This is a genomic window from Wolbachia endosymbiont (group A) of Philonthus cognatus (genome assembly GCF_947251755.1).
In the GTDB taxonomy this organism is placed as follows: Bacteria; Pseudomonadota; Alphaproteobacteria; order Rickettsiales; family Anaplasmataceae; genus Wolbachia; species Wolbachia pipientis.
Genome location: NZ_OX366388.1, coordinates 468,189 through 480,535, shown reverse-complemented (window position 1 = coordinate 480,535; position 12,347 = coordinate 468,189). Strand labels below are relative to the sequence as shown.

Below are 12,347 nucleotides of genomic sequence, written 5' to 3'. Positions count from 1 at the left end.
GGCACTGGGATGACACCATTCTTTTTCCTGGATCCAAATAGTCAAGGCACTGGAACGACAAAGTGGAGTGTCTGCTTCTGTCATCCTATGATAGCTAAAAAGACCTGGTCACGCGCTGGAATGACACCGAAGGGGCTACTGCCCTCTTGGATGGAGACCAGTGTCAGCTACTTAGATGATACCTTTTTTCTACTTAGTTTAGGTTATGCAGAAGTCTAATACAATTATAGAACAAGCTTAAAAATTCTGGTAAAGTAGTTTTATTTACAAAGAAAGAATATGCTACTTGAAATTGAAAAGTGCAGCATAACAAATGCATTGTGGAAGTTGCAAGAAGCAGATCAAAGGCAAATCTTAACTCTTACACAGAGATTTGAGTTACCAGAAATATTAGCAAGAATATTGGTTACTCGTGGTGTTAACATAGAAAATGCAAGCGACTTCTTATATCCACTAATCAGATCGCTATTACCAGATCCCTTTCACCTTCTTGATATGGATAAAGCTGTTTCTCGTATAATACGGGCAATAAAAAATGATGAAAACCTTGCAATATTTGGTGACTATGATGTTGATGGTGCAACGTCGTCAGCATTGATTAACAGGTACCTGAGAGCAATCGATATACACTCTATAATCTACATTCCAGATCGTGTTGATGAGGGTTATGGATTAAACACAGATGCTTTATTACAACTTAAAAAGAATGGAATTGATTTATGTATTTCCGTTGATTGTGGTACGCTTGCATATCAACCAATAGAAGATGCAAAGGCTTTTGGTCTTGATATTATAGTTGTTGACCATCACCTTGGTACGGAAAAATTACCAAGCGCCGTAGCAGTTGTGAATCCAAACCGCCTTGATGAGAGCTCTCCTTATAATAACCTAGCAGCAGTTGGAGTGTCATTTCTGCTAATTGTTGCTCTTAATAAAAGCCTACGTGAGCAAGGATTTTTTACCAACAAAAAAGAACCAGATTTATTTGATCTGTTGGATTTGGTTGCCCTGGGAACTGTCTGTGATGTTATGCAGATCACAGGCCTCAATAGAGCACTTGTCTCACAAGGATTAAAAGTTATGTCAACAAGAAAAAACGTTGGCTTGCGTGTTTTATTTGATGCTTTGGGAATCCTTGAAAAACCAAGTGTTTCTCGATTAGGGTTTAGTATTGGGCCATGCATAAATGCTGGAGGAAGAATTGGAGAAGCATCGCTTGGTGCAAGGTTGCTTTCCACCGATGATGATGAAGAGGCACATTCAATCGCGCTAAAATTAATAGATTTGAATAATGCAAGAAAAGTGTTAGAAAATGAGGCTCTCTCGAAAGCTACAACACAGGCGGAAAAGTCTGCCCAATCAGGTGCGAATTTTATAATGATAAGCGGCAACTGGCACCAGGGAATAATTGGTATAATTGCATCAAGGCTAAAGGAACAGTTTCACTTACCAGCAATAGTGATATCTTTAAACAATGGAATAGGAAAAGCAAGCTGTAGATCAATTTTGGGAGTTGATATCGGTGCTGCAGTCCTTTCCGCAAAGTTTATAAATTTGATTATTGAAGGTGGTGGCCATAGTATGGCGGCAGGATTTTCAATTAAAGAAGACAAAATAAATGATTTGCATGATTTTTTTACTGAAAGATTTTCAAATTCTATAAATGAGAAAACTTTAAAAGCTGATAGTATAGTAACTGCTAAAGCAATAAATTTGTCTTTATGGAATCAATTGCAACGCTTGGGACCATTTGGAGTTGGAAATCCTGAACCAAGGTTTATTATCCAAGGAGCAAAGATAAGAAAGCCTGAAGTTATAGGAGTTGACCATATAAAATGTTTTATTGCTGATGATAATGTTATGGTAAGAGCTATTGCATTTCGTTCTGCAAATACTCATCTTGGCTCTGCTATCATGCAGGGTAATGTTAAAGCTATTTTGGGTAAAATCTCTATGAATTACTGGAATGGCAATGAATTTGTACAATTTTTAATAGAAGATGTATTGACCATTAGTTGAGTGTATCTGTTCAGCAGAGTGGCAAAATAGGTAGACAAGATAAACCAAAAAATCAAGAAGAAGTGAGTGTGCACTTGTCCGTAAAGTCTTTCCATTTCTCCCATTTCTTCGATTATTCTCTTCACTTTCAGCTAATAAGTGATTTTCTATTTCACCTTCCAAACTTGCCTCCAGCAGCTTTTTTATAAATGGTGTAAATGCTCCATCCCTTCCTGTTAATGGTCTGCCTTCCCTTATTGATGACAGTATATTTGCTTCCAGTTCTTTGTAATCTACCAAACCGGTAGTTCTGTTTACTACTTTCTGACTCATTGTCAAACCTCCATTTTTTTATATCAATTTATTACTTTTTTTTCGGTTTGACACACTTTTTTGAACATTCCCGGAAATGCAGAAAAAAAATGTTCAACATTATATCAGGAGTCCTTGTCGTTTTAATCTGCACAGATTGCGAAGTTAAATGAAATAGCTTCACTGTTATGATAAGGGCGCTGGCGAAGGGTGTCAAGCAAGTTTTTCGTTTCTATATGTGCTACCTTAAAACTTCAACGTCTTAACGCACCTAACTCCATCTGCATATAAATTTGCATGGCTCTTTCCAGTATTAAGCAATGCAAATCCAATGTTGTCTACACTAGAGCGCAGTTCCCCTATTTCCTCATTGTTTTCATTTGTCACTTTAGTGCCAATATCTGGAAGTGCGTTATCCCCCTCAACAAGGTAAAGTTTTCTTCTGAATATTTCTTGTCTGCTCATTCGATTTACAACTTCCTGACCTATATAACACCCCTTATTAAAGCTTATACCGTTTACCTTATCGATTAAAAATTGCAGCGGAAACGATGAATTCTGCACCATATCTTTCGCTCCATCTGGAACGAGATTTTGAATTCTGACTTTTTCATACTGAGTAAAATCCCCAACCGGCTCTTTTATTTCATCTTTATGTATGATCCTCATTCCTAGCAGCTTGTGCCTTGGATCTTGAAAAATAACTTGTGACTTACTACTACACTCCGCCAACTTAGTATTAAACAAAACTCCAACCTTATATAGTGCGCTAACGTCTTTAATCTTCACTCTCAAGTAAGTTTTAAGCAAATCCAGTTTCTCGATTATTTGCTGCAAGTGCATGTTTTCGCACTCTAAGAGGGTGTATTTACCATATTCAATAAGAAAAAAATCATATAGATATTTTCCCTGAGGGCTAAGCAATAAAGAGTAAATGGCTTTTTGGCTATCCAACTTATTAATATCATTGGTTATAATACCCTGCAGAAAATCTCTAGTGTCAGGCCCATATAGCACTATCACACCACGACTTAAAAATGGTATATAACTCATGAAATCTCTATAAATAAATCTAAATTTTATTATATAACATTAGGCTCTTTTAGAAACTGCTTTTAGCGTGCATATTTTATAATGGCGTGCATATTTTACAAGCTCCAGCCCTTGAAATCTAACTTACGAGTATATATATATAAACTTATAAGTTAATTTGTTGATGAGGAAAAACAAATGTCAAGTATAAGTTTAAATGTATTAGATGATAGCGTGCTGATCAAGCCTATTAGCGAAGAAAAGCAAGGTGGAATTGTGCTTCCATCAAGTGCTGAAAAGAAACCTACTAAAGGTGAAGTTATAGCAATTGGTGAAGGTTCACGCAATTCAAGTGGCGAACGCGTAACTTTAACTGTGAAAGCTGGTGATAAAGTGTTCTATCGCCAATGGGCTGGTACAGAAATAGAACATAATAATGAGAAGCTTATCGTGATGAAAGAGTCCGATATACTTGCTGTCATTAAGTAGCAGTCTTTATTTTACTAAACTGAAACAAAGCGCAACATAGCGCATTGTAAATGATTTTATTATAGTTTTCTAAATTTTTTATTAACAAGAGGTGATAAAAATGACTAATGTAGTAGTATCAGGTGAGCAGTTGCAAGAAGCCTTTCGTGAAGTTGCAGCAATAGTGGATTCAACGGTAGCAATAACTGCAGGACCTAGAGGAAAAACAGTAGGGATTAATAAGCCCTATGGAGCACCAGAAATTACAAAAGATGGTTATAAGGTGATGAAGGGTATCAAGCCTGAAAAACCATTAAACGCTGCGATAGCAAGCATCTTTGCACAAACTTGTTCTCAATGTAACGATAAAGTTGGTGATGGTACAACAACGTGCTCAATACTAACTAGCAACATGATAATGGAAGCTTCAAAGTCAATTGCTGCTGGAAACGATCGTGTTGGTATTAAAAACGGAATACAGAAGGCAAAAGATGTAATATTAAAGGAAATTGCGTCAATGTCTCGTACAATTTCTCTAGAGAAAATAGACGAAGTGGCACAAGTTGCAATAATCTCTGCAAATGGTGATAAGGATATAGGTAACAGTATCGCTGATTCCGTGAAAAAAGTTGGAAAAGAGGGTGTAATAACTGTTGAAGAGAGTAAAGGTTCAAAAGAGTTAGAAGTTGAGCTGACTACTGGCATGCAATTTGATCGCGGTTATCTCTCTCCGTATTTTATTACAAATAATGAAAAAATGATCGTGGAGCTTGATAATCCTTATCTATTAATTACAGAGAAAAAATTAAATATTATTCAACCTTTACTTCCTATTCTTGAAGCTATTGTTAAATCTGGTAAACCTTTGGTTATTATTGCAGAGGATATCGAAGGTGAAGCATTAAGCACTTTAGTTATCAATAAATTGCGTGGTGGTTTAAAAGTTGCTGCAGTAAAAGCTCCAGGTTTTGGTGACAGAAGAAAGGAGATGCTCGAAGACATAGCAACTTTAACTGGTGCTAAGTACGTCATAAAAGATGAACTTGGAATCAAGATGGAAGATCTCACGCTTGATGATCTTGGTACGGCTAAAAATGTTAAAATTACTAAAGATAATACCACAGTTGTCAGCGAAAATAGCGATTCTGACAGTGTGAAAGCTAGAATCGAGCAGATTAAATCTCAAATTGAAACTTCAACTTCTGATTATGATAAAGAAAAGCTAAGAGAACGTTTAGCGAAATTATCAGGTGGCGTTGCTGTGCTCAAAGTTGGTGGAGCAACTGAAGTGGAAGTTAAAGAACGTAGAGATAGAGTCGAAGATGCGCTGCATGCAACAAGAGCTGCAATTGAAGAAGGTATAGTTCCAGGTGGTGGGGTTGCGCTTCTTTATGCTTCATCTGTTCTCGACAAATTAAAAGGTGCAAGTGACGAGGAACAAATAGGCATAAACATTATCAAGAAAGTTCTCAGTGCTCCAATTAGAAGGTTAGTCAAAAATGCTGGTCTTGAATCTGCTGTTATAATTGACTATTTGATTAAGCAGAATGATAAAGAGCTTATATACAACGTTGAGGCTATGAATTATGCTAATGCGTTTACAGCTGGTGTGATTGATCCAGCAAAAGTGGTGCGTATTGCTTTTGAAACAGCGGTATCTGTTGCGAGTGTGCTGATAACTACTGAATCTATGATAGTTGATGTACCAAGCAAAGAAAATGCTTCATCTCCTATGGGTGCAGGAGAAATGAGTGGCATGGGTGGATTCTAAGTAGAATGAAACCGTGGAGCAATTGCTCCACGGTAGTTCCAAAAAATCTCACATTTTACTATTCGTTAAAGGTAATACGTTTGGTGCAGAAATGCACTACTGTTTGCATCCGTTTCACTCCTTTATATTGTGGTTGTCTAATAACAAAAAGGCAGCATAAGAAAACTATAACCCCTAGTATATTTATACTATAGCTGACCCAAGCAACACGTCATACCGCGATTCATTCCACAACTGTACGAACATTACAATATGGCACATAGTAAACGATGTCATGAAAGTAGCTGACACTGGAATGACACCCTTTTGGATGGAAACCAGTGTCACGCACTGGCATGACACCCATTTGTTCCTATAGTTGTCTTTTCTCGTCTACCTTATTTTGCCACTCTGCTGAACAGATACAATTTACAACCACCCCCTACCCTTTTTAGTTGTTCAGCAAATATAGAGAGGTTAAAGGGAGTGGTATTACTTAAACAACTAAATAAAAAACCAGGTAGATCATTCTGAAATTCTTGCATTTTTGTCCATAATTTTGTTAAATAACTTCCCTTTTGGTCATATCGAACCAAATTTCTTTTTCACACCACCTTTTAAGCCACTTTCGTTAGTTTTTGTCATAATGCGATCAAACACTCCCAATAACCTCTTTAATAGGTTTGGAGTTAGCGAAGAGATAAGATCAACAGATACGTTATTGTTTTTGTCATCACCACTTGCTTTATAGTCTATTGAAACGATTCCCCTACTTTTCCCACCAGTAAGAAGTTTTCCAATTATAGGAATTTTTAACAAAGATTTATTAATTGAATATGCTGGTATTACTTGTCCTGCAACCTGGAATTTATAATCTTTAATATCGAGCTTACCACCAGTGCTAATACCTAACTCCGCCCCTTCAAGCCAAGATTCTTCAATTTCAATAGTGCCATCTTTGTATGAGAAAGGTGCATTACATTTATAAAAGTATACACCTTCGTTCTTTATGGCATTTACGATACCAGGCAATGAAGACATCGACAATAAAGTAGTAAGTAGTGGAGCATCTTTGATGTAGAAATTGCTAATGGATAACGTACCATAATGTTCTCCACTTTCTCTCTGAGGAGAGATATAAAAAGACAATTTGCCGTTTTTAATTGATTTACTAATGCCTAAGGAACGCGAAAGTATACCTGCATTATCCGCATATATTTCGAGCCCTATTCCACTGTATTCCGCTAGTATGTTGCTGCTATCTTCTAGAAACTGTCCTGTAAATTGACTTCCATCGCAATTACCTTTAGTACAGGTTACATTCAGCTTAGCATTTTTGATAACGATGCCTTCTTTCATGATTACATTGTCAACATTCATACTAATCTCTATATCTTTGTTTAATCCATTACTGTTTTTGCCAAGCAAGCCTAAAATATCACTTAAGTTAATTTCCTCACCATAAATAGTTATGGCATTTTTTTCCTTACCTGATTCAATTTCTATACTAAAATCATTATCAGGCAATTTAAAACTACTAGAATTTAAATATAAATTTCCATTTTCTACTCTTCCGCTGAATTTTATATCTAGGTCATTTCCTACAACATCTAATTTGTCTATTAACAATTCACCTGCTCCTTTTAACCTTGTAGAAAACAAAATTTTATTGTGATCTTCAAAACGATTTTTCCATCCTAAATAACTTGAACGTGATTCAAGCTCTGATAAATCCATATTACCATTAACATGCCCCGTCTTATCTTGATTTATCACCGATTCTATATTTGTATTGACATAGCCACCTATATTTTCATCAAAATTAAGTATTTGAGCGGGTAAATCTCCGGTCAAATTCCAGGCGAAACTTTCATTCCTATTGCTACTTTTCAGGTCAAATAATAGCTGTGTGTTATTCACCATACCACTACCATTTAAATCTATAAAGTCACTGCCAAAACTAAGCTTAATATCATATTTACCAAGACTTGCATTATAGACGGCCAAATTGTCAATTTCAGAATGAAAATTTGCTGAGAAGTCTACTTTTTTGTCATCAGCATTTAGATTAAAAATGCGAAAATTAAATACGGATTTTGCCATTCCACTTACTTTATCCCTTTCAACCTTCACCACATCATCCAGCTTAAATCTTATAGGCTCATATAAACCATACGCATCACTTACAGCTTTGCCATTAATGGTTAGAACTGAATCTTCCTTATTTAGAGATTTCATTTCAATATCACCACCATTAACAGTGAAATTCTGAAACTTAGCGCTATTTACAGTAATTTCAAGATCGTTATTCTTGATGATCAAATCACCCTTTAATTCCTTTACTTGCTCAAAATCTTCATCAAATTTTACGCTACCGTTTTCTATATCAGCAACAATTACAATGTCTGACAGATCGTCATCAACCAAATTGTTAATTTTGCCATTGAAACTTACAATGGTATTTAAAACATCCCCTTCGATATTATCACAATACCAGCTTTTAAATTTACTATTTACTACACTATCTGGTATATAAGTACATAAATCCTTTGCAGCAAACTTACTAATATTAATTCTAAGCAAAGCATGACTTGTACTAAAGTTCATTTTGCCTATTAAAGAGAGATACGTGTCATTTAACTTAAAATGGAAGTTTTTTACACTAATAATTCCATTACTATATGTTAAATTTATATTTACATTAGTTAAGGCCAAATTTTTGTTCAAATAATTTTCTGTATTTAATACGTATATATTTCCATCTACAATTTCATCCTTTTTATTAATTTTCACTGAGAAGCTTCCTTTGAATCCTATATTTTTGTCCAAATTGTAGCTTTTAACTAATGTAGAAAACTTGCTCAATAGTCCCAATTTTAGATCATAAAATGTCCCGTACACATTTAGCAAATTGTTGCGATTTTTTATCGTAATTGATAAATCATCCAAAAATCCCTTTCCATCTTTTGTATTCACATGAATATCTAAAACATTAAAATCTTCCCCCTTCCCTATATATAATTTATCAATAAAAAATTCATCTTCTGTGCTTTTATCAATAGCGATGTTAGTAAATTCAATTTTTGAATCCGCATTTAAGTCAAAAAAAAATTCCCTTATTGTTTTTAATAGATTTTTTGCACTGCTTTCTGTCATCTTGAAATTCTTCCCTGTCATCCCAGTATCTTTTTTTCCTGTCATCCCAATATCTTTTTTTCCTGTCATCCCAGTGCTTGACACTGGGATCCAGGTTTCTTTTTTTCTAGATTCCAGCGTCACGCGCTGGAATGACACCGAAGGAAGGCGGTTATTACTTAAATAATGATTATCCAAAAGGTCTAATGAGTTTTGCGGATTAACATTAGTTTCTTCTCTCTTGATATATACATGCACATTATCAGCTGAAACCTGAGAGAGATTTGTGCTAGCTTTAAATAAGGAACTTAACTTAAAATGTACAAAAAGCTCAGGAACTTTTATAGTAAAATTAGGATTTGCTATTGCCAAATCTGTAATGACTAAATACGGATCTTTACTACCTTTCTGCCAAACAACTGAGGTATTCTCCATATTAACGCTTGAGCCAACAAATATCTTTGATATTTTATGTTTAACATAAAAATTAATATAATTAATATTGATTTCTAAAGGACTCTCACCCTTAAAAAAGACAAATAAGCAGAATACAAACAATAGAACTATGGAAAGTGATATAGTGATTTTTTTAAGCATCGATTATTGCTTTTCTTGCTAAACTATCAGCCTCCTCATTATACTTATCGCCACTGTGTGCTTTAACCCACTTCCAATCAATTTCGTGTTGTGAAGCAACGTTGTCTAGCTCTTTCCACAATTCCATATTTTTTACTGATTTTTTATTACTTGTTTTCCAGCCATTCATTTTCCACTTATTTATCCACTCTGTTATGCCATGTTTAACATAAAGACTATCCATATATAAATTAATATTACAAGAAAATTTCAATACTTTCAGCCCATTGATCACCGCTGTTAACTCCATTTTATTGTTTGTGGTATTTTCTTCTCTACCATAAATGTCTTTTCTGTAATCTTGAAATAATATGATAGCTGCCCATCCTCCCGCTCCAGGATTACCAGAACACGCCCCATCCGTATATATTGTCACTTCTTTTTTACTCATCTTTGTTTATATCGGTTAACAAAGTATATAGTTGCTTTTATGAAAGCACAATTTCTAAAGGTAGTTTAAGCTGCACCTTTAAATTTTATTATAGAAACAAAAAAAAGTGTGACAACGAGCATTACCAAAAGGAAAAGGAAAAAATAGTTTTTATGTTTCTGCCGTTCTTTCATAACTAAAATAAATCAATAGAACAAAAAATAATACTGGCAAATAGGGAAAATAGATAAGAAATTGAGTAAGAAAACATTTGTTTCTGTGAGTTGTGGTTCTTGAATCTGAGAATTGATATAGCGTACCAAATAAAGATGCAACCTGCAAAAATTGCCATGCTTAGATAAAGTAAAGCCTTTTTCAAGAATAGAGCTGGAAGCAAGCTAGTTAGCACCAGCAAGACACTATAAATTAATATATATTTTCTTGTTTTTTCCGGACCATAAACAATATTGAACATTGGAATCGATGCCTTTGCATAGTCTTCAGACTTATTTAAAGATAGGGCCCAAAAGTGTGGCGGAGTCCACATAAAAATTACTAAAAATAAAATGAAACTTTCCCAACTGACAGAATTAGTTACAGCTGCCCAGCCAATCATTGGAGGAAAAGCACCTGCTGCACCACCGATAACGATATTCTGCGGAGTACGCCTTTTTAGCCAAATTGTATATACGAAAACGTAAAATAATATGCTAACTGCAAGCAAAGCAGCAGAAATATAATTTACTGCTATTGCCATGATAAATACTGACAATATTCCAAGAGTTATACCAAATTCAAGCGCGCTTTCTGCAGAAACTCTACCTGAAGGTATAGGGCGGTTTTTTGTCCTTTCCATGAGCAGATCTATGTCTCTGTCATACCACATATTTATAGCACCTGCAGATCCTGAGCCAAGAGCAACACATATAAGAGATATTAGTACTAGAAAAGGGTGCATACTACCTGGTGCAGTAACCATACCAGCAACTGCAGTAAATACCACAAGATACATTATCCTTGGCTTCAGCAAACGCCAAAAATCCAGTATTGTTGATTCAACATTTAGCAAAACACTTGTGTACATTCTATTTTACCACTGGTGGTTTTTCGAAAGTATGAAAAGGCGGTGGTGAAGATACCGTCCATTCCAAGGTGTCACCTCCCCAAGGATTATCTCCAGCTTTCTTGCCCCATTTAAAAAGATGTATAACTATAAACACAAAAAACATAACTGAAACAAAGGACATATACGAACCAATTGAGGATATATAATTCCAAGGGATAAACGCATCAGGATAATCAGGTATACGCCTTGGCATACCAGCTAATCCTAAGAAATGTTGAGGTAAAAAAGTGATATTGGTGCTAATAAAAGTAAGCCAAAAGTGGATTTGACCTAAGCGCTCATTATATTGTTTACCCGACATTTTACCAATCCAATAATAAAAGCCAGCAAAAGCTCCAAATAATGCAGCAAGTGACATGACATAATGGAAGTGAGCAACAACATAATAGGTGTCGTGCAGGAGCTTATCTATTCCACCATGAGAAAGAATTATTCCCGTTATGCCACCGCCAACAAACATAAAAATAAAACCTAGTGCAAATAGCATAGGGGTCTTAAACTCAATTGCTCCGCCCCACATAGTTGCAATCCAACTAAAGACTTTTACACCAGTTATAACACCGATAAAAATTGTGGTGGTGCTAAAAAATGCAGCAGCGTCAGCACTAAGCCCAACAGTGAACATATGGTGAGCCCAAACCATAAAGCCAAATACTGCTATACCTATCATTGCATAAACCATCCCTATGTAACCAAATACAGGTCTGTGAGAAAAAGTTGATACAACCTGACTTATGATGCCAAATGCAGGAAAAATAATTACGTAAACTTCTGGATGACCAAAAAACCAAAATAAATGTTGAAATAACACAGGGTCACCACCACCTGCAGGATCAAAAAAGGAAGTACCAATATTGCGATCAGTAAGAAGCATAGTTATAGCACCGGCAAGCACTGGTAAGGCAACAATCAACATAAATGCTGTTAGCAAGACAGACCAAACAAACAGTGGCATCTTAGTTAATGACATTCCTTTTGTGCGCATGTTAAATATAGTAACTATAAAGTTGATCGCCCCAACAATTGACGACATACCAGCAACATGAAGTGCAAGTATAGCAATGTCAACTCCTGCACTTGGATGGGACATTACCTGTGATAAAGGTGGATATAAAGTCCAACCTGTACCTGGACCTTCACCAATAAACACTGAGAGAATGAGCAAAATAAAAGATGACACTAATAACCAGAAACTCAAATTATTCATACGAGGAAACGCCATATCTGGTGCGCCAATCATGAGAGGTACAAACCAGTTACCAAATCCTCCCATGAGGGCTGGCATTATCATAAAAAACACCATTATCAACGCATGCCCTGTAACCATTACGTTATATAATTGATAGTTATTGTTAAGTATATTAATGTGCATTAGCTGAGTGCGAATAATCACCGATAATAATCCACCAATAATTCCAGCTAATATGGAAAAAATAATGTACAGTGTCCCTATATCTTTATGATTGGTGGAAAACAACCAACGCTTTATGCCCTTTGGTACGTCACTCATATCTATACTC

General features: G+C 35.5%; 10 protein-coding genes and 1 pseudogene. 4 read left to right on the top strand and 7 right to left on the bottom strand.

Annotation, left to right across the window (positions count from 1 at the left end; translation table 11 throughout):
• Window positions 1–9 precede the first annotated feature (9 nt).
• Both OPR21_RS02385 and recJ read left to right on the top strand, forming a co-directional pair.
• A complete protein-coding gene (locus tag OPR21_RS02385) occupies window positions 10–219 on the top strand; it encodes a hypothetical protein (RefSeq protein ID WP_265023244.1) in 210 nt (69 codons plus the stop codon).
• A 60-nt stretch (window positions 220–279) separates the two neighbouring features.
• Window positions 280–2,019, top strand: coding sequence for a single-stranded-DNA-specific exonuclease RecJ (gene recJ, locus OPR21_RS02380; RefSeq protein WP_265030120.1), 1,740 nt, complete (start codon window positions 280–282; stop codon window positions 2,017–2,019).
• Window positions 2,020–2,073: 54 nt separating this feature from the next.
• On the opposite strand, the pseudogene OPR21_RS02375 reads toward recJ, so the two are convergent.
• Together OPR21_RS02375 and ygfZ are read right to left on the bottom strand one after the other, a co-directional pair.
• Window positions 2,074–2,331 (bottom strand): annotated as a pseudogene (locus tag OPR21_RS02375) (IS256 family transposase); the annotation flags it as partial.
• Window positions 2,332–2,556: 225 nt separating this feature from the next.
• On the bottom strand, window positions 2,557–3,363 hold the full coding sequence (ygfZ, locus tag OPR21_RS02370) for a CAF17-like 4Fe-4S cluster assembly/insertion protein YgfZ (protein WP_265030119.1): 807 nt from the start codon (window positions 3,361–3,363) through the stop codon (window positions 2,557–2,559).
• Window positions 3,364–3,549: 186 nt separating this feature from the next.
• Here ygfZ and OPR21_RS02365 point away from each other — a divergent pair, with 186 nt between their 5' ends.
• Entirely contained in the window at window positions 3,550–3,831 is a 282-nt protein-coding gene (locus OPR21_RS02365; RefSeq protein WP_173862895.1) for a co-chaperone GroES, read from the top strand.
• Between the two features lie 100 nt (window positions 3,832–3,931).
• A complete protein-coding gene (groL, locus tag OPR21_RS02360) occupies window positions 3,932–5,581 on the top strand; it encodes a chaperonin GroEL (RefSeq protein ID WP_265030118.1) in 1,650 nt (549 codons plus the stop codon).
• Window positions 5,582–5,804: 223 nt separating this feature from the next.
• Here groL and OPR21_RS02355 read toward each other — a convergent pair whose 3' ends face one another.
• From OPR21_RS02355 to ctaD, 5 genes are all read right to left on the bottom strand, one after another.
• Window positions 5,805–5,927 (bottom strand): hypothetical protein, encoded by a 123-nt coding sequence (locus tag OPR21_RS02355; protein ID WP_255703183.1) that lies wholly within the window; start codon window positions 5,925–5,927, stop codon window positions 5,805–5,807.
• Window positions 5,928–6,142: 215 nt separating this feature from the next.
• Entirely contained in the window at window positions 6,143–9,292 is a 3,150-nt protein-coding gene (locus tag OPR21_RS02350) for a YhdP family protein (RefSeq protein WP_236514830.1), read from the bottom strand.
• Window positions 9,285–9,722, bottom strand: coding sequence for a ribonuclease HI (gene rnhA / locus OPR21_RS02345; RefSeq protein ID WP_077188167.1), 438 nt, complete (start codon window positions 9,720–9,722; stop codon window positions 9,285–9,287). The genes OPR21_RS02350 and rnhA overlap by 8 nt, the downstream gene beginning before the upstream one ends.
• Before the next feature lie 175 nt (window positions 9,723–9,897).
• Entirely contained in the window at window positions 9,898–10,785 is an 888-nt protein-coding gene (locus OPR21_RS02340; protein WP_077188168.1) for a heme o synthase, read from the bottom strand.
• 1 nt (window position 10,786) lies between these two features.
• Entirely contained in the window at window positions 10,787–12,337 is a 1,551-nt protein-coding gene (gene ctaD, locus OPR21_RS02335) for a cytochrome c oxidase subunit I (protein WP_236514833.1), read from the bottom strand.
• Between the last annotated feature and the right edge of the window lie 10 nt (window positions 12,338–12,347).

What these genes read in the sequence shown, in the direction of transcription:
- OPR21_RS02385 (WP_265023244.1), top strand. Translation starts at nt 10, where the DNA reads ATGACACCATTCTTTTTCCTGGATCCAAATAGTCAAGGCACTGGAACG.
- recJ (WP_265030120.1), top strand. Translation starts at nt 280, where the DNA reads ATGCTACTTGAAATTGAAAAGTGCAGCATAACAAATGCATTGTGGAAG.
- ygfZ (WP_265030119.1), bottom strand. Translation starts at nt 3,363, where the DNA reads ATGAGTTATATACCATTTTTAAGTCGTGGTGTGATAGTGCTATATGGG.
- groL (WP_265030118.1), top strand. Translation starts at nt 3,932, where the DNA reads ATGACTAATGTAGTAGTATCAGGTGAGCAGTTGCAAGAAGCCTTTCGT.
- OPR21_RS02355 (WP_255703183.1), bottom strand. Translation starts at nt 5,927, where the DNA reads ATGGGTGTCATGCCAGTGCGTGACACTGGTTTCCATCCAAAAGGGTGT.
- OPR21_RS02350 (WP_236514830.1), bottom strand. Translation starts at nt 9,292, where the DNA reads ATGCTTAAAAAAATCACTATATCACTTTCCATAGTTCTATTGTTTGTA.
- rnhA (WP_077188167.1), bottom strand. Translation starts at nt 9,722, where the DNA reads ATGAGTAAAAAAGAAGTGACAATATATACGGATGGGGCGTGTTCTGGT.
- OPR21_RS02340 (WP_077188168.1), bottom strand. Translation starts at nt 10,785, where the DNA reads ATGTACACAAGTGTTTTGCTAAATGTTGAATCAACAATACTGGATTTT.
- ctaD (WP_236514833.1), bottom strand. Translation starts at nt 12,337, where the DNA reads ATGAGTGACGTACCAAAGGGCATAAAGCGTTGGTTGTTTTCCACCAAT.